The organism is Yersinia rohdei ATCC 43380 (assembly GCF_000173775.1).
GTDB classification, from domain to species: domain Bacteria; phylum Pseudomonadota; class Gammaproteobacteria; order Enterobacterales; family Enterobacteriaceae; genus Yersinia; species Yersinia rohdei.
The window spans coordinates 34,568-51,896 of the sequence record NZ_ACCD01000006.1 but is presented as its reverse complement, the minus strand read 5'-3'; the positions used below and the strand labels follow the sequence as shown (position 1 = coordinate 51,896).

Genomic DNA, 17,329 nt, shown 5'->3' with positions numbered 1-17,329 from the left:
GTTCCCCAATTCACAGAATAGAAAGGGGAAACATCTGAAATTATTGGCTCTTAACCCTAGATTATTAATCTTGATACTTCTTGGTTCTGCGCGTCGGGCGCGTATGCGCGGGGTCATCCGGCCAAATATGCTTGGGATAGCGCCCTTTCATCTCTTTTTGTACCTCGCGATACGCCCCCTGCCAGAAAGCGGCTAAATCGCCGGTTATCTGTAACGCGCGGCGAGCAGGGGAAAGCAGTTCAAGCACCACCGCGACCCGCCCACTCTAGACCATTATGGCCTGCATTGGGATGGCTCGGTTATTTACCAATCTCAGCGCCATGACGCCTACCGCGCCACTCTGGACTGGCTAGAACAACAAGGGTTAAGCTATTACTGCACCTGTACGCGCCGCCGCATTCAACAACTCGGTGGGCTGTACGACGGCTATTGCCGCGAACGTCATTTGCCCGCCAGTGGCGCAGCAATACGTTTACGACAGACCCAGCCAGTTTACGCCTTTTATGATAAATTACTGGGGGAGCTGCATGCGGAGCCTGCGCTGGCGGAAGAAGATTTTATTATTCGTAGGCGAGATGGCCTGTTCGCCTATAATTTGGCTGTAGTGGTTGATGATGCTTTCCAAGGTGTCACCGAGATTGTACGCGGGGCTGATTTGATTGAGCCAACTCTGCGCCAAATAGCGCTTTATCGACAATTACAGCAACCAGTACCCGGTTATATACACTTGCCGCTGGCACTGAATCATGATGGTAATAAGCTATCGAAGCAAAACCATGCGCCACCACTGCCAAAGGGTGATCCGCGCCCAATTTTGGTCGATGCCCTAAAGTTTTTGCATCAACCCCTGCCAGAGTGCTGGCAAGATCTTGATTTGCCGTTATTATTACGTTTTGCAGTCGAGCATTGGACATTGGCAGCAATTCCGCATCAGGGGCAATAGCAGCCACTGAAAACACAACGGCATTCTCAAAGGAAGCACGGTGAGCTATGATTAGCCGCTGTTTTTCTGTTGTTCTGTTAAATATTGCCACTATCGAGGTGTACCATTTTTACCCGAGTAGCCAATTTCTGCCGTAAGGTACTGATTCGAGATGATAAATCCGCTCGCGATAGCAAAGCTGTCTGTGATGACACGGCTCGTGATGTCAGTGCCCGTAAAGATAAAGTGCCCGGTGAAGATAACGTGGCCCGCAAAGAGAAAAGGCCTGCCAGAACAAATACTGGCCGCAAGAATCAAGCGGGGCCGGCTTCACAACAGAGTTCTATGACGATAATTCCACGAGATCAGCACAATATTTCCCGTCGAGAAATCAGCGATAATGCGCTGAAGGTGCTCTATCGTCTGAATAAGTCCGGTTATGAAGCCTATCTGGTCGGTGGCGGTGTCCGTGACCTGCTGCTGGGCAAAAAGCCGAAAGATTTTGATATCACAACCAGCGCCACACCAGAGCAAGTGCGAAAATTATTCCGTAACTGCCGTCTGGTGGGCCGTCGTTTCCGCTTGGCCCATGTGATGTTTGGCCCAGAAATTATTGAAGTTGCGACTTTCCGTGGTCACCATGAACAACAACCTGCCGAAGACAGCGATAAAAATTCTTCCCAGCAGGCGCAAAATGGCATGCTGCTGCGCGACAACATTTTTGGCACCATCGAAGATGACGCCCAACGCCGCGATTTCACCATCAACAGCCTTTACTATGGCATTTCTGATTTTGCACTGCGTGACTACACCGGCGGCTTGCGTGATCTGAAAGAAGGTATTATCCGCCTGATTGGTGATCCCGAAACCCGCTACCGTGAAGATCCGGTGCGGATGCTGCGGGCTGTGCGTTTTGCTGCAAAACTGGATATGACTATCAGCCCGGAAACTGCAGAGCCTATCCCGCGTCTGGCCTCATTGCTGCACGAGATCCCACCAGCACGTCTGTTTGAAGAGTCGCTCAAACTGCTGCAATCGGGTTATGGCTATAAAACCTATTTAAAGTTGTGTGAATACCAGCTGTTCCAGCCATTATTCCCCCTGATTGCTCGCAATTTTACCGAGCATCATGATTCGCCAATGGAACGCATTCTGGTTCAGGTACTTAAAAATACTGACCATCGTTTGCATAATGATAAGCGCGTCAACCCAGCCTTCTTGTTTGCCGCTATGCTTTGGTATCCGCTTATCGAACATGCGCAGAAACTGACGCAGGAAAGTGGCCTGGCATATTACGATGCTTTCGCCTTGGCCATGAATGATGTGCTGGACGAAGAGTGCCGCTCACTGGCAATTCCAAAGCGTATCACTTCGCTGGTGAGAGATATCTGGCTGCTGCAATTGCGGTTGTCACGCCGTCAGGGTAAACGTGCGCATAAGTTAATGGAGCACCCCAAATTCCGGGCGGCTTACGACTTACTGGTGCTGCGCTCAGAAGTGGAAAATAACCATGAACTGCAACGTTTAGCGCAGTGGTGGGGCGAATTCCAAGAAGCGACACCGCTGCAACAAAAAAATATGTTGAATACGTTAGGAGCTGATCCTGCGCCGCGCCGCTCGCGTTCTCGCCGCCCGCATAAACCCGCTTCACGTAAAGAAGGGGCATAATTGATACCATGATCCGGGTCTACATCGCGTTAGGCAGTAATCAGTCGATGCCACTGCAACAGGTTAAAGCAGCACTGGAAGCGCTGGAGCATCTGCCGCGCACCCGGTTAGTGGCATGTTCGCCTTTTTATCGCACTAAGCCGTTAGGCCCACAAGATCAGCCGGATTTCCTCAATGCAGTGGTCGCATTAGAGACATCGCTCCCTCCAGAGCAATTGTTAGACCACACTCAAGCCATTGAACGTAACCAAGGGCGAGTGCGGAAAGAAAATCGCTGGGGGCCACGGACACTGGATCTGGATATTATGCTGTATGGCGATCAGGTGATAAAAACCGATCGCCTGATTGTGCCGCACTATGGTCTGAAAGAACGTGAGTTTATGCTCTATCCGCTGGCCGATATCGCCCCGGATCTTATTTTCCCTGATGGCGAATTGTTATCAGCCCGCCTTAAGTTAGTCGATAAAAATGGCATGGTGCTCTGGTAATTAATGCTTACCAGCCCTCCCCTCTATGCAACCGCCCCTTTCCATTGGTGATAATTCTTTATTCTATTCAGACGGCTGACACAGCTGATTGGAGGGAAAATGGCGCTTTGTTATCAACCGCAATTTAATATTTTTAACTGCCCACTGAGATAAAAAACCGCTATCTATATGATTACCAAAATAAAATGGCATTGCTCGCCGTTGGACTAAGGTTACAGTAGAATGGTTTTATTAAACTGACAATTTCAGGAGAAAGAGTGATGAAAGCCACCACCATGAGTCACTTACGCCAATGGAAACAAGAAAAGCGTAAGTTCGCCACACTCACCGCCTATGATGCCAGCTTTGCCCAGTTATTTGCCGAGCAAGGGATTGACGTTCTGTTGGTGGGGGATTCACTCGGTATGACCTTACAAGGCTTCGATTCTACCTTGCCAGTGACTGTTGCGGATGTGGCTTATCATACCCGTGCAGTGCGCCGTGGTGCGCCTCACAGCCTGTTATTGGCAGATATGCCCTTCATGAGTTATGCCACTGCAGAGCTTACATTCACTAACGCAGCAGAGCTGATGCGCGCCGGGGCTAACATGGTCAAACTGGAAGGTGGCAGTTGGTTATGTGATACCGTTCGCATGCTGGCGGAGCGCGCAGTGCCGGTATGTGGGCATTTGGGACTCACTCCGCAGTCAGTCAATATTTTCGGCGGTTACAAAGTTCAGGGCCGCGAAGAAGTGGCGGCCAACCAACTGCTAAAAGATGCACTGGCGCTAGAAAATGCCGGAGTGCAGCTGTTAGTGCTGGAATGTGTCCCCGTCGAATTGGCTGAACGAGTCACCGAAGCCTTGACGATCCCAGTGATTGGTATTGGCGCAGGTAATGTTACTGACGGACAAATTCTGGTTATGCATGATGCGTTAGGTATTACCGGCGGCCATACACCTAAATTTAGCAAAAATTTCCTGGCACAAAGCGCGGGGGATATTCGTGCCGCCATTAAGCTTTATATTGAAGAAGTTGAGAGCGGCGTCTATCCCGCGCCAGAACATACTTTCCAGTAATTTATTGCTGCTAAAAAATACCAGGGGAAATGGATGTTAATTATTGAAACTCTGCCGCTGCTGCGCCAGCAAATCCGCCGTTGGCGTCAAGAAGGTAAGCGCGTTGCATTGGTGCCGACCATGGGCAACCTGCACCAAGGGCATATGACACTGGTGGAAGAAGCCAAAGCCTATGCCGATATTGTGGTGGTGAGTATTTTTGTTAATCCGCTGCAATTTGAACGCCCGGATGATTTAGCCCGCTACCCGCGTACCTTGCAGGAAGATTGTGAGAAGCTAACCCGTCAGGGGGTTGATTTGGTCTTCGCCCCGGCAGCAGTGGATATTTACCCGACAGGATTAGAAAATCAAACCTATGTTGATGTCCCAGCCCTGTCGACCATTTTAGAAGGTGCCAGCCGCCCCGGCCATTTCCGTGGTGTATCGACCATCGTCAGCAAGCTGTTCAATCTGGTGCAACCTGATGTGGCCTGCTTTGGCGAAAAAGATTATCAGCAGTTGGCATTGATCCGCAAAATGGTGGCGGATATGGGTTATGACATCAGTATTGTCGGGGTGCCGATTGTACGCGCCAAAGATGGTTTGGCACTGAGCTCGCGTAATGGCTATTTGACCGCCGAAGAGCGAAAAATCGCGCCACAACTCCATCAGATAATGCAAGCTTTGGCAGAAAAACTTAGCTCGGGCGAGCGGCAAATTGATGATTTACTGGCCGTCACCTCAGAGCAGTTACAAGCGGCCGGTTTCACCCCAGATGAGCTGTTTATCCGCGATGCAGAAACCTTACAGCCCTTGACCGTCGAGAGCAAAAAAGCCGTTATTCTAATGGCTGCCTGGTTGGGGAAAGCCCGACTAATTGATAATCAACTAATTGATTTACAAAGCTGATTTTATTATCACAGTGGATATCGCTAAAACCAGCGATGTTCACTGCATTCCCTTTTAATCCCCTCTTTTCTCCTCATCACTATCAAAACAAGGTATTAGCCGTATAACCTTGCTATCTGCCTTTTTTATAAAATATAACTTCAAATAAAAGGAGATTGCTTATGAAGATTCCTCTTGTATCCACTTTGTTTTCAACCCACATCAGTAAGCTAACAATAGAGAATATGGCAAAGAGCAAGGATCTACCTTATATGAGTATCTGGGAAAAAATTAAGGATTTTTTCTTGTCTAGTCATAAGGCCGAGGCTCTGGGACATTTACACAGCATCTGTCACCTACCCTATGACGCAACAAATAAAAATAATTCCAACGACGTTATTAAAATTGCTGAAGGTCATTTTGAGGAACTGAAGAAATTAATGCCCGCTGATTACGAGTGCAGTTTTATGAAAGAACCCAAAGGGGTTTTTACCGAATTAACACTTACCGATCCGAACGGAAGCCTAATATTAAGAGTCGTATTTAATACTGTTACCGGTCGCTATACAGTTACAGGCCCGGATAACATAGTAACCCCTTTCTCGCAGCAGGAGTTTTGGGATAGAGGGGAGGATACACAACTCCTAAGAAAAATAGCAAATGTTAAGCCTCCGCAATCATATGCATAGACAACGGGTATAAAATCAGCAAAAATCTGGCTTTATCCTTACATCAGTTGGTGAAGGGATGGGGTGCCAGACTTCTTCTGGGCAATAACCGGGGTCAAAGGTAAGAGTTATGATACGCACTATGTTGCAAGGCAAACTGCATCGGGTCAAAGTTACTCAAGCTGATTTGCACTATGAAGGTTCCTGCGCTATTGACCAGGATTTTCTGGAAGCTGCGGGCATTCTGGAATACGAAGCCATTGATATTTATAACGTTGATAATGGTCAGCGTTTTTCAACTTATGCTATTGCCGCCGAGCGTGGCTCCAAAATTATTTCGGTGAATGGCGCTGCGGCGCGCTGCGCCTGTGTCGGTGATAAACTGATAATCTGCTCTTATGTCCAGATGTCTGATGCTGATGCTCGCCTGCACCACCCCAAAGTGGCTTACTTTGAAGGCCAAAATGAGCTGTTGCGCAAAGCGAAAGCCGTGCCGGTTCAGGTCGCCTAATAGCCTTGGACTTGAAGCCATACGGTTATTCGCTATGGCTCCAATGATTCAGGTAATCCCCTTTATAGGCAAGTGGCACCATAAAAAGGCGCTTTATTAAAAGCGCCTTTTTTATCTCTTGAGCCGCTAATCAGACTCCATCACCAAAGGTGCTGCCGGAACAGGTAGTTGGCCGGGTTCATTGGCAATGCGCTCCGCCATAGTCGGAATTGAATCCGTGCGCAGAATATAAAGCCGCTTAAGGGTATAGGGATTATCACCCGGTTTTACCTTGCCCCGAATGGTAGTTACCGCCAAATGGAACCCTGCATCTTTTGCCGCATCAATAGCGGTTTGGTTAAACCCGCCAAAGGGGTACGACACAAAAACCACATGCGGATTAAATTGAGATAATGCCCGGCGCGAATGCTCAAAATCAAAAACAATATTGTGATAAGAGCGGCTCAATAAAATTGGGTTACGCTTATTATCTGTCCGATGTAAAAAGTGGGTATGAGATTGAATATCAAATACATCCTGGATCTCCTTCAATTCAGAAATACTCATAAACTGTAATGAGTCAGGATTCCATTTTTGCGGATGATGTTTAATACGCGATGAAATGATAAATGCCGTCGCCCGAAAACCATTTTCTTTTAAAATCGGATAGGCATAGCGATGAACTGATTTAAGGCCATCATCGAATGTTATCACCACAACTTTTGCTGGCAGATTAATCTTATTATTGAGATAACCTTCAAGCTGATAGAGAGAGATTGTGTCATAACCCGTCTGCTTCAGATAGGCCATCTGGTTACTAAAAGCAGCATCAGAAGTCGTGGTTGAGGTGTTCAGGAAACGCTTATTTTCCTCATTTTTCAATATATGGTGATAGGTCAGGATAGGAATGCCATTATCTATTTCCGCGCTCTCACTGCTGACATAACCTAAACGTTCGCCAATATTGACCTGGTACCAGGTATTGCCTAGCCGGTCTTTCAGCTTGCCGACAATCGGGTAACGCAAATTCTCTACCAAGGTAGCAAATTGTTCACTGTCGACATCAGCGGCCAAATAAACCGCAGTTTCATTCTTGATGATAATATTTTGATTTGGCAGAGGCTTATTTAAATCGCCCAATATGTCATTGTTTTTTCTCGCTTTATTGACATCCTTCAAATCATCTTTATCAATAAAACCGGTGCCGTTACCAAATTTAAACTCATAGTATTCTGCCGCTGCGGGCAATACCTGAATAATTTGGTCTTCTTTAATCTCTCCGACCGGAATGACTTCCTCGCCAACCAGTGAATATATTTCACTATCGCGATCTGCGACCATCAATTTAGGAGTAAGAATCGTTTGGTCTGGCAGAAGATCTGCATGGGCTGCCGGTAGCATTACCGACATGACAATACCGAGTAGCATCCCAATAGCTATTCTGTTTTTATGCCACATTATCGTTCTACTTATGCGCATTCGGCGCTGAATTGAAAAGGGGGAAATCTGGTGCGCCAGCATAACATGAGTCGCTTGAAGTTGAGAAAGGCGATATTAGGCAGGGACATTATTTATTACGATTAAATTCCAGTATTAACAACAATTAACTAACGAATAATTTACGACCGAGGCCAACAACGAAAGTTATTGGCGTTACAGCAAGCAAACCCCACCGCAACGCCAGGCATAAAAAGAACTAGGTGCGCAGGCCGCGACCGCGCTCAATCAAATACCACGCCCAAGCATAAAATACCGCGATAAATATCACCAAGACACCAATGGTGTAAACCAGCGGCACATCAGTAATGCCAAGGAAGCCATAGCGGAAGCCACTGATCATATACACGATAGGGTTCAGCTTTGATACTGCCTGCCAGAATGGGGGCAATAAAGCTAACGAGTAAAATACCCCGCCCAAATACGTCAGCGGTGTCAGCACAAAAGTCGGCACCAGACTAATATCATCGAATGTTTTAGCAAAAACAGCATTCAATAACCCGCCAAGGGAAAACAGAATTGCCGTCAGCATTAATGTCAGTGAAATCATTGACCAGGAATGGACATGTAGGGGGACGAAGAACAGCGAAATAATCGTCACCAAAATACCGACACAAATCCCGCGCGCCACCCCACCACCGACAAAGCCGATAATCACAATATGTGTGGGCACAGGTGCGACCAACAGTTCTTCAATACTGCGCTGAAATTTTGCGCCAAAGAATGAAGCCGCGACATTGGCATATGAGTTCGTGATAACCGCCATCATAATCAAGCCGGGAACAATAAACTGCATATAGTCAAAACCGCCCATATCGCCAATTCGCGAACCAATCAGGTTGCCGAAAATAACGAAATAGAGCGACATGGTAATCACCGGTGGCACCAGAGTTTGGATCCAGATACGGGCAAATCGCGTAATTTCTTTGATCCAAATACTTTGTAATGCGACCCAATACAAGCGGATCATGCTTTTTCTCCCCCGTTACCATTAACCAAGGTGACGAATAGCTCTTCCAGGCGATTGGCCTTGTTGCGCATACTTTGTACCTGAATTCCCTGAGCATTCAATTGACTGAATAAACCATTCAGGCCCTGTTCGCGTTTAACATCAACTTCCAACGTTGAGGTATCCGTCAGACGATAGCTATACCCTTCCAGCTTTGGTAGCGGGCTTTTAATGCCCAAATCGAAAATGAAGGTTTCGGATTCAAGCTTGCCAAGCAACTGTTTCATAGTGGTATTTTCCACCAATTCACCATTTTGGATAATACCAATGTTGCGGCACAGCATTTCTGCCTCTTCCAGATAATGGGTGGTCAGAATGATGGTCGTTCCCTGCGCATTCAACTCTTTCAGGAACCCCCACATGGAGCGACGCAGCTCAATATCAACCCCTGCGGTGGGCTCATCCAGAATCAGTAATTTGGGCTCATGCATCAGAGCTCGCGCTATCATTAAGCGGCGTTTCATACCACCGGATAGACGGATGGCGCGCTCATTACGTTTGCCCCATAAATCCAACTGACTCAGGTATTTTTCTGCCCGTTGCAGGGCTTCGCGCCGTGTGACGCCATAATATCCCGCCTGAGTTATTACAATCTGCAATACCGTCTCAAACGGGTTAAAGTTAAATTCCTGTGGTACTAATCCGAGCTGGCGTTTGGCATTGACGATATCTTGATCGATGTCGTAGCCAAAGACCTTAACCTTGCCAGATGTTTTGTTCACTAACGAACTGATAATGCCAATGGTGGTGGATTTACCCGCCCCATTCGGCCCGAGCAAAGCATAAAAATCGCCAGCTTCGACATGCAGATCGATGCCACGCAATGCCTGAACGCCACCCGCATAGGTTTTGGTCAGCTGCGATATTTCCAGTGCATTTATCATAAGTAAAAAATAACCTTATTCAATGAGTACTCGGGGGCACAGCACATCCATGGCTTACTGACTCACCCTTATTGGGCAAGTTCTGGGTGGCAAAAGGGAGCCAAGCAGACACCGAGAAAATGTTACGCAGACAGAATGGCGCAATCAAAGGAACCTCACTGTTCCGATTTCAAAATCGTAATCCTTGTCGTATATTATCCTATCGTAATTCGTTCATTACAGGCTATTTACATTCATGAAAGAAATAGAGAAGCTCATCGCGAATAATCGGACTTGGTCAAACTTAATCAGTAAAGACAATCCTGATTTTTTTGAGCACTTGGCAGAAGCCCAGAAACCCCGTTTTCTGTGGATTGGCTGTTCAGATAGCCGTGTCCCCGCCGAACAACTTACCGGCCTGCATGCGGGTGAATTATTTGTTCACCGTAATGTTGCTAACTTGGTGATTCACACCGATTTAAACTGCCTGTCGGTAGTTCAATATGCCATCGATGTATTGCAAGTCGAGCATATTATTATCTGTGGTCACCTGGGTTGTGGCGGTGTTGAAGCCGCAATCAAAGGCGAAGAAATGGGGCTGATTGACAACTGGTTGCTGCACATCCGTGATCTTTGGTACAAACATAGCTCACTGCTAGGCGAATTACCGCCAGAAGATCGTAGCAATGTTTTGTGCCAAATCAACGTGGTAGAGCAAGTGTATAACTTGGGTCATTCTACCATTGTTCGTTCGGCCTGGAAGCGCGGGCAAAAAGCCATGATCCACGGCTGGGTATATGGTATCGAAGATGGGCTGCTGCGAGATTTAGAAGTCTCTGCCACCAGCTTAGGTAGCCTTGAAATGGTATACCGCAAAGCAATGGCCGAGTTATTACAGCCAAAAGCAACAGAAGACTAAATAAGTCACTATGGGAGGGTACGTTCAAGCGCGCCCTCTCCCATAAAAATCACCGCTAAATCAGCTCAAAGTACTAACGCACAGTAGCCCATCGGCCAATTATTCGTCCAACATCACCACTTTACCTACATAAGGTAAATGCCGGTAACGCTGAGCATAATCAATACCATAACCCACAACAAACTCATCAGGGATGGCAAAACCGACCCACTCTACCGGCACCTGTACTTCACGGCGCTGGGGTTTATCCAATAGCGTACAAATAGCTAATGATTTTGGCCCACGCAGTTGCAGGATTTCACGAACTTTACTTAATGTATTACCAGAATCGATAATATCTTCGACGATCAGCACATCTTTACCACGGATATCTTCATCCAAATCTTTCAGGATTTTTACATCACGGGTGGTACTCATGCCATTGCCGTAGCTGGAGGCCGTCATAAAATCGACTTCATGGGAAACATCAATAGCGCGACATAAGTCAGCCATAAACATAAATGAACCACGGAGCAACCCAACCAACACCATTTCACTGCCGCTGTCGCGGTAATGTTCGGAGATTTGCTGGCCTAACTCGGCAATTCGGGTTTTGACTTCCTGCTCGGAAATCATGACTTCTACAATATGTTTCATAGGTATTAATGTCGCTTTTTTACGTTGGTTGCCGGAAGAAAGCCGCTGAGTTTACCATAGCCTGAGCTATGTTGCGACGGACTCACCCGCTGACGGTAAAGCCCAGCATCATGCCCGTGTCTTCATGTTCCAATAGATGGCAGTGGGCCATATAAGGCATGCTAGCGGGGGCCAAATGGTTAAATCGCACTAATATTTCACTGCGCGCCCCTTCCACTCGTACGGTATCTTTCCAACCACGGCGGTGCGGTGCTGGCGGCTGGCCATTTTCGGTCAAAATGCGGAACTGCGTACCGTGGACATGGAATGGATGCAGCATCATGTCGCCCTCACCCGAGACAGTCCATTTTTCGTATTGGCCAAGTTTGGCATCAAAGGCCGGTTCGGTCATTGAGAATGCTTTGCCATTGATAGTATTGGCATGACTAAAATCAAAGGTGGGCGCTGCTTTCATCGCACCATGATTCATGCCTTTCATATTCTCATGACTCATGCCTTTCATATTCCCATGATCCATTCCGGCCATATTACCACTGTCCATACCCGGCATAGCACCGTGATCCATATTCATACCAGCCATAGCTGCCATGCCATAGCGGTTCATCAGCGCCTGCATTCCCAGCATATCTAATTTTGGATCCATCATCAGCTGGAACCAACGTTCTTGCAAACCGGCGACATCAGCAAGTGCGGGGATCGCCACAAGGGTGTCTGGCAATATTTTGCTCCCGGCAGCCAGTGATGGTTGGATACGCAATACCGGCAATGGCTTATCAAATGGTGCCAATGTCATGCCCATTTGTTTCACCGGTAAGGTGACCAGATCAAGAGCTTTACCATCCGAAGTCTCTATCAGCACTTCAAAACGCTCGCCCATAAGTATAGGCAATTCCTGCACTGCAACCGGTTCAGCCAGTAACCCGCCGTCGCTGCCGATAACATACATCGGGCGGCCATCACTCAGTGCCAAATTCAGTGACCGGGCATTACACCCATTAAGTAACCGCAGACGAACCCAGCCACGCGGGGTAATTTGTTGTGGGTAGCTCGCGCCATTGGTAAACATTCGGTCACCAAACCAACCAACGGCGGCAGTCATCACATCTAGCTGGTAGTCAATTTGGCCGTCTTTACCCAGTAATTTATCTTGCAAAATAACCGGAATATCATCAACACCCCACTGCTTAGGCAGAGGTAATTTCTCACTGTCGCTATCATCAATCAGCACCAATCCCCCCAGCCCCATCGCCACCTGATGCCCGGTTTTACCGTGCGTATGTGGATGGAACCAACATGTGGCCGCGGGTTGTTCTACTGTAAATTTAACCTGACGTTTGGCACCTGGCGGGATAAGTGCCTGTGGCCCGCCATCGGCTTCACCGGGAATTTCCAAACCATGCCAATGCAGCGTGGTCGCCTCTGGTAAGGAATTGGTCAAATTGATGGTTACCGGCTTACCGCGCTGCAGACGAATAGCTGGCCCCAGTAAATTTCCGTTATAGCCCCAAGTTGCTGTGGATGCAGTGGGTAACCAGGCCATAGTACCGGTTTGGATATTCAGGTTAATGATGCCACTGGCATCCGGCTGGAGTAGCGGCGGGATAGGTAAGGGGGAAAAATCTGCGGCGAACGCCGCGCGGCTCCATAAAGGCAGTGAGGTGGCGGCTCCAAGAGCGGCCGTTAATTTGATAAAATCACGGCGATGCATGGTCGTCTCCATTCTGATGGTCAGTAAGTAAATGCCGACAGGGCACAAAAATAGGTTTATCCAGAGCATAAACCCTCCCCTAGCGGGAAGGTCAAGATGCAATCAATCACACTGTGAATCAATCCCGCATATACCCAGACTTCACAGTGTGATAACGTCTCTTAACAATGAATAAGCCTATTTTCACCATGAAAAGAACAACGTTAGTAATGCTGCTGCTTACTCTGTGCGGATTCTCATCTGCCAGTTCTGCATTAAGTGAATCTGAAGCAGAAGATCTTGCTGATCTGACTGCAGTATTTGTCTATCTGAAAAATGACTGTGGTTATAACGAGTTACCCAATAATGAAATCCAACGAGCGATTGTTTATTTTGCTCAACAAAATCGCTGGGATCTACGCAACTACAATAGCTTTAATATGAAAGCATTGGGTGAAGAGAGTTATCGCGATTTGCGTGGTATTGCCATCCCCGTTCCTACCAAATGCAAGTCTCTGGCTCGTGACTCTTTAAGTTTATTGGCCTACGCTAACTAACCGACCTCATAATGACGCTGTCAGCTTGAAATTCTGCCGTGCAACCGCTGGCAGAGTTGGCTATTATGTTGCCCCCATTTTTCATGGCTGTTACTGCGAAGGAGAAGCCCCGAACATGTCACAGAAAGAACTATGGTATGAAACATTACATGCCAACTTCGGCCAGTATTTTTCAGTAGAAAATATACTGTACCGCGAAAAAACCGAGCATCAGGATCTGGTGATTTTTGAAAACCCAGTGCTGGGCCGAGTCATGGCGTTGGATGGCGTGGTACAAACCACCGAACGTGACGAATTTATTTATCACGAAATGATGACGCACGTCCCTTTACTGGCCCACGGTCAGGCGAAAAAGGTGCTGATTATTGGTGGTGGTGACGGCGCGATGCTGCGTGAAGTTAGTCGCCACAAGAATATTGAACACATCACTATGGTAGAAATTGATGCCGGTGTTGTTGAATTCTGTCGCCAGTACTTACCCAATCATAGCGCGGGAGCCTATGACGATCCCCGGTTCAAATTAGTTATTGATGATGGTGTCAATTTCGTCAATCAAACCACTGAAAAATTTGACGTTATTATTTCTGACTGTACCGATCCCATCGGCCCAGGGGAAAGTCTGTTTACCTCTGACTTTTACCAAGGATGCGCCCGTAGCCTGAATGAAGGCGGCATCTTTGTAGCCCAAAATGGGGTGTGTTTCCTGCAACAAGCTGAAGCCGTTGATAGCCATAATAAGCTTAGCCACTATTTCAGTGATGTCAGCTTTTATCAGGCGGCAATTCCGACCTATTACGGTGGTATCATGACCTTTGCTTGGGCGACTCAAAACCCGCAATTGCGTCAATTGGATATCACTACATTACAACAGCGTTTTGCTGCCGCAGGCCTGACCTGCCGCTACTATAACCCAGCCATTCATGTCGGTAGCTTTGCTTTGCCGCAGTATCTGCTGGATGCCTTAACGGCCAAACGTTGATAATCCGTAAGGAGGTGAACTAAATTGTCCAAGCTTAAACTACATGGCTTCAACAACCTGACCAAAAGCCTGAGTTTTTGTATTTACGATATTTGTTATGCCAAAACCGCAGACGACCGCGATGGCTATATCGCCTACATTGACGAACAGTATAACGCCAACCGCTTAACCGAGATCTTAAGCGAAACCTGCTCGATCATTGGCGCTAATATTTTGAATATTGCCCGCCAGGATTACGACCCTCAAGGGGCCAGTGTTACCATTCTGGTCAGCGAAGAGCCGGTCGACCCCCGCGATGTTGATACCTCCGAGCACCCAGGCCCACTGCCAAATGCAGTTGTCGCTCATCTGGACAAAAGCCATATCTGTGTTCATACCTATCCGGAAAGCCATCCTGAAGCGGGGTTATGTACTTTTCGGGCAGATATTGAAGTTTCTACCTGTGGCGTTATTTCACCACTGAAAGCACTGAATTACCTTATCCACCAATTGGAATCCGATATTGTCACTATGGATTACCGCGTGCGCGGTTTTACCCGTGATATCAATGGTGTGAAACATTTTATCGATCACAAAATCAACTCGATTCAGAACTTTATGTCTGATGATATGAAGTCGCTTTATCACATGATGGATGTGAATGTTTACCAAGAAAATATCTTCCATACCAAGATGATGCTGAAAGATTTCGATTTAAAGCATTATCTGTTTAATGCCAAGCCCGAAGAACTTAGCGCAGAAGAAAGAGAGCGCATTACCCGCCTGTTATATAAAGAAATGCAGGAAATCTACTATGGCCGGAATGTGCCAGAAGTGTGATGAGCTGTGGGTAACTTCAAATTTAGCATCCCGGTTTTTTACCGGGATTTTGGGTTAAGGTAGCTGGGTAAGTCGGGTGCGCAATATCACCCTTTGCAACGACTAAGAGCCAATCGCAGTGCCGCACCAATTTCAGCACAGGAGCTATTGGCGGACAAAGTGACATCACCTCCTATACCATCCCAGGCTTCCAGTTTTACATGGCGGCTGGGAGAAATGGTAATCTCACCATTAATGCAATGAATAGAACAGTTTTTCATACCTTTGAATAAGGTTCTTTTGGTTTTACAACCGTAGTGCTCCATCAGCATCGCTACCCAGTCAGTGTATCGCTCCTGGCTCTTTTCAAGATTAAAAAAGTTTGAGTACTCTTCAAGCGATAATGTCCGGCTGTTTGACAGCGCAGTCAAAACCGCTTCCCCGATACTGTGGTCATCTGCATCTGGGGGTAAAAAATGAGGCGGGAAGAGTGAGTCTGACCCAACCATACCCAACCCAGACAGCGTTTCAATCAGCAAAAATTTATTATTGCAATAGCAGCAAGCCCAATAATCCTGATCTTGATTAAATTTCATCCTTTCACCTGCGTCACCATAAGGTTTACATTTTGACTATTCCCATATTTAATAGCCCGGTTTATTTCCAGCCATTGTGCTGTAGTGGTATTCGCCGGTACAGCTAACTGGATTTCTCTATGAGTAATCAATGAAGAATCAATTAATTTTCCTAGAAGGCTATGGCGCTTAAACTCAGCCACCGCGTCAATATTCCCTTTCAGTGAACTGTAGATTTGCCTTGGATTCGCTACTCTGGCCGCGGTTGTCGTATCTAAGGTTTTTACGCTGATGGCAGTTCGACTAATAGGATTATAGTAATCAAATGTCTTAAAATTCGCTGGCAACCGTGAATGAGCCGGAAGCTGTGTTCCTACATAATTTTCCCACGGCATACCTTGCTGCCGAATGCCTTGCCGCCGCGGTGGCATAGCCACCATATTCTACCAGTAGCTTACCGCTTCTTTTCCTGAATCATAGGCACTGCTGGTGCCAGCTTGCTGGTAGTGTGCTTCCATGCGGTCAATCCGCGCCAGCCAGTCTTGCCTGATACCTCGCGCCACCGATCCTACTGCATCATCGCTGTTAATCAGCTCGCGCAGTGCCATAAAAGTCTGTTTGGGTTCTTGCAGCATTCCCACTAACTCAACGCCGCTGTCGTACAGTCCCTCTGGCACACCAGCAACAATACCGCCTGTTATATAAAGAAATGCAAGAAATCTACTATGGCCGTAGCATGCCGGAAGTCTGATGTGGCGTGGGCAAGTACAACCTTAACATTCCTATTTTTTAGCGGGGATATTTGATTAATAAACCCACAATTATCCCATCATCTAACTGGCCCCCAATATCCTAGAAAAGGAAAATCCGGATCAACTAAACGCCAAATTTCACCAGAGGCTTTTCGAAACCAACGCTCATGAAAATTTTCACTTGCATAATATGCAGCTACTGGGACTTCGGTTACAATTTCATTCTTAAGTTGAGTATAAATCCATTCTTGAAATCTATTAAATTCACCAATCGATTGGAAAGAACTAATTTTTTCCCATATATATAAAGGCATTATTTTACTATCCATGATGTACTCACCTTTCCAGGGATATAAACTTGATTACCACCACCAACTAAACCTGATTGTTGAGCAGCAGTTCCTTCATAAAATTTAACTCCAGTAGGAACCCTTATTTCTACAATTTTAGTCGCAGTATTTCCCCACTTAGGATCCAAAGCACTATCAATGATTGATTGAACTGGTCCTGTAGGTTTGGCCTCTGGTCCAATAGCACTTAATTCTCCAGAGCTCCCACCATAGACTCTATATAACGTTGTGGGTTTAGTAGTAATATTTTCCTTGTAACTACCGCCTCTAAAAGTCCCTGAAATTTGCTCTATTAGAGGGCCCTTATTCAGTGGACTATATGCATCAACAACGGCCGTTGTTCCTCTCGTACTAAACTTCTTGACCTGCTTGCTGGCAAGGCGCGTACTACCCGCTGCTATTCCACCCACCGAAGTGGCATAAGTTGCGCCTGCCAGTGCGGCGAGCCAATAAAGTTCTCGCCCATTACTGCCCCGGCTAAACGAACTACCTTTAATAACTAAAGTAGTAAAAATGTTCTCATTAGGCGTATTGATAAATGATTTA

20 protein-coding genes and 2 pseudogenes are annotated in these 17,329 nt (G+C 46.9%); 11 read left to right on the top strand and 11 right to left on the bottom strand.

Annotated elements, in window-relative coordinates:
• Positions 1 to 64 precede the first annotated feature (64 nt).
• Positions 65 to 265 (bottom strand): annotated as a pseudogene (locus YROHD0001_RS11520) (ATP-dependent helicase C-terminal domain-containing protein); the annotation flags it as partial.
• Between YROHD0001_RS11520 and gluQRS the strand changes: the two are divergent.
• From gluQRS to panD, 7 genes and pseudogenes are all read left to right on the top strand, one after another.
• Positions 266 to 943 (top strand): annotated as a pseudogene (gene gluQRS, locus YROHD0001_RS0117640) (tRNA glutamyl-Q(34) synthetase GluQRS); the annotation flags it as partial.
• A gap of 105 nt (positions 944 to 1,048) precedes the next feature.
• On the top strand, positions 1,049 to 2,590 hold the full coding sequence (gene pcnB, locus YROHD0001_RS11525) for a polynucleotide adenylyltransferase PcnB (RefSeq protein WP_071817870.1): 1,542 nt from the start codon (positions 1,049 to 1,051) through the stop codon (positions 2,588 to 2,590).
• Positions 2,591 to 2,598: 8 nt separating this feature from the next.
• Entirely contained in the window at positions 2,599 to 3,078 is a 480-nt protein-coding gene (gene folK / locus YROHD0001_RS11530; RefSeq protein ID WP_004714126.1) for a 2-amino-4-hydroxy-6-hydroxymethyldihydropteridine diphosphokinase, read from the top strand.
• 260 nt (positions 3,079 to 3,338) lie between these two features.
• The gene (gene panB, locus YROHD0001_RS11535) at positions 3,339 to 4,136 is read left to right on the top strand and encodes a 3-methyl-2-oxobutanoate hydroxymethyltransferase (RefSeq protein WP_004714124.1); all 798 of its coding nucleotides are present in this window, start codon (positions 3,339 to 3,341) and stop codon (positions 4,134 to 4,136) included.
• 33 nt (positions 4,137 to 4,169) lie between these two features.
• Positions 4,170 to 5,024, top strand: coding sequence for a pantoate--beta-alanine ligase (gene panC / locus YROHD0001_RS11540; protein ID WP_004714123.1), 855 nt, complete (start codon positions 4,170 to 4,172; stop codon positions 5,022 to 5,024).
• A 161-nt stretch (positions 5,025 to 5,185) separates the two neighbouring features.
• Positions 5,186 to 5,692 (top strand): hypothetical protein, encoded by a 507-nt coding sequence (locus YROHD0001_RS0117635; protein WP_032816519.1) that lies wholly within the window; start codon positions 5,186 to 5,188, stop codon positions 5,690 to 5,692.
• Between the two features lie 109 nt (positions 5,693 to 5,801).
• On the top strand, positions 5,802 to 6,182 hold the full coding sequence (gene panD / locus YROHD0001_RS11545) for an aspartate 1-decarboxylase (RefSeq protein ID WP_032816517.1): 381 nt from the start codon (positions 5,802 to 5,804) through the stop codon (positions 6,180 to 6,182).
• Positions 6,183 to 6,308: 126 nt separating this feature from the next.
• On the opposite strand, the gene YROHD0001_RS11550 is transcribed toward panD, so the two are convergent.
• From YROHD0001_RS11550 to YROHD0001_RS11560, 3 genes are all read right to left on the bottom strand, one after another.
• Positions 6,309 to 7,619 carry a polysaccharide deacetylase family protein gene (locus YROHD0001_RS11550; protein ID WP_004714121.1) on the bottom strand — a complete coding sequence of 437 codons (1,311 nt, stop codon included), beginning with the start codon at positions 7,617 to 7,619 and terminating at the stop codon, positions 6,309 to 6,311.
• 238 nt (positions 7,620 to 7,857) lie between these two features.
• The gene (locus tag YROHD0001_RS11555) at positions 7,858 to 8,628 is read right to left on the bottom strand and encodes an ABC transporter permease (protein ID WP_032816516.1); all 771 of its coding nucleotides are present in this window, start codon (positions 8,626 to 8,628) and stop codon (positions 7,858 to 7,860) included.
• Complete coding sequence (locus YROHD0001_RS11560) at positions 8,625 to 9,551, bottom strand: ABC transporter ATP-binding protein (protein WP_004714118.1); 927 nt, start codon at positions 9,549 to 9,551, stop codon at positions 8,625 to 8,627. The genes YROHD0001_RS11555 and YROHD0001_RS11560 overlap by 4 nt, the downstream gene beginning before the upstream one ends.
• Before the next feature lie 235 nt (positions 9,552 to 9,786).
• On the opposite strand from YROHD0001_RS11560, the gene can reads away from it, so the two are divergent.
• Positions 9,787 to 10,449 (top strand): carbonate dehydratase, encoded by a 663-nt coding sequence (gene can, locus YROHD0001_RS11565; RefSeq protein WP_004714117.1) that lies wholly within the window; start codon positions 9,787 to 9,789, stop codon positions 10,447 to 10,449.
• Positions 10,450 to 10,548: 99 nt separating this feature from the next.
• On the opposite strand, the gene hpt is transcribed toward can, so the two are convergent.
• Positions 10,549 to 11,085, bottom strand: coding sequence for a hypoxanthine phosphoribosyltransferase (gene hpt, locus YROHD0001_RS11570; protein WP_004714116.1), 537 nt, complete (start codon positions 11,083 to 11,085; stop codon positions 10,549 to 10,551).
• A gap of 82 nt (positions 11,086 to 11,167) precedes the next feature.
• Entirely contained in the window at positions 11,168 to 12,793 is a 1,626-nt protein-coding gene (gene cueO / locus YROHD0001_RS11575) for a multicopper oxidase CueO (protein WP_032816515.1), read from the bottom strand.
• Between the two features lie 188 nt (positions 12,794 to 12,981).
• On the opposite strand from cueO, the gene YROHD0001_RS11580 reads away from it, so the two are divergent.
• The 3 genes from YROHD0001_RS11580 (at position 12,982) to speD (ending at position 15,127) form a co-directional block, all read left to right on the top strand.
• Positions 12,982 to 13,329, top strand: coding sequence for a YacC family pilotin-like protein (locus YROHD0001_RS11580; protein ID WP_032816570.1), 348 nt, complete (start codon positions 12,982 to 12,984; stop codon positions 13,327 to 13,329).
• A gap of 115 nt (positions 13,330 to 13,444) precedes the next feature.
• Complete coding sequence (gene speE / locus YROHD0001_RS11585; protein ID WP_004714113.1) at positions 13,445 to 14,308, top strand: polyamine aminopropyltransferase; 864 nt, start codon at positions 13,445 to 13,447, stop codon at positions 14,306 to 14,308.
• Between the two features lie 24 nt (positions 14,309 to 14,332).
• Positions 14,333 to 15,127: an adenosylmethionine decarboxylase gene (gene speD / locus YROHD0001_RS11590; protein ID WP_004714112.1), complete on the top strand. Its 795-nt coding sequence runs from the start codon at positions 14,333 to 14,335 to the stop codon at positions 15,125 to 15,127.
• Positions 15,128 to 15,213: 86 nt separating this feature from the next.
• Here speD and YROHD0001_RS11595 read toward each other — a convergent pair whose 3' ends face one another.
• The 5 genes from YROHD0001_RS11595 to YROHD0001_RS0117620 all read right to left on the bottom strand — a co-directional run bounded on the left by YROHD0001_RS11595 (position 15,214) and on the right by YROHD0001_RS0117620 (position 17,193).
• A complete protein-coding gene (locus YROHD0001_RS11595) occupies positions 15,214 to 15,702 on the bottom strand; it encodes a contact-dependent growth inhibition system immunity protein (protein ID WP_004714111.1) in 489 nt (162 codons plus the stop codon).
• Positions 15,699 to 16,121: an endonuclease toxin domain-containing protein gene (locus YROHD0001_RS0117630; protein ID WP_081452042.1), complete on the bottom strand. Its 423-nt coding sequence runs from the start codon at positions 16,119 to 16,121 to the stop codon at positions 15,699 to 15,701. Before YROHD0001_RS0117630 ends, YROHD0001_RS11595 begins: the two co-directional genes overlap by 4 nt.
• 3 nt (positions 16,122 to 16,124) lie before the next feature.
• On the bottom strand, positions 16,125 to 16,358 hold the full coding sequence (locus tag YROHD0001_RS11600; RefSeq protein ID WP_004714110.1) for a hypothetical protein: 234 nt from the start codon (positions 16,356 to 16,358) through the stop codon (positions 16,125 to 16,127).
• 152 nt (positions 16,359 to 16,510) lie between these two features.
• A complete protein-coding gene (locus YROHD0001_RS0117625; protein ID WP_042542333.1) occupies positions 16,511 to 16,762 on the bottom strand; it encodes a hypothetical protein in 252 nt (83 codons plus the stop codon).
• Positions 16,747 to 17,193, bottom strand: a complete 447-nt coding sequence (locus tag YROHD0001_RS0117620) for a filamentous hemagglutinin (protein WP_186373602.1) — start codon at positions 17,191 to 17,193, stop codon at positions 16,747 to 16,749. Before YROHD0001_RS0117620 ends, YROHD0001_RS0117625 begins: the two co-directional genes overlap by 16 nt.
• Positions 17,194 to 17,329: the final 136 nt, after the last annotated feature.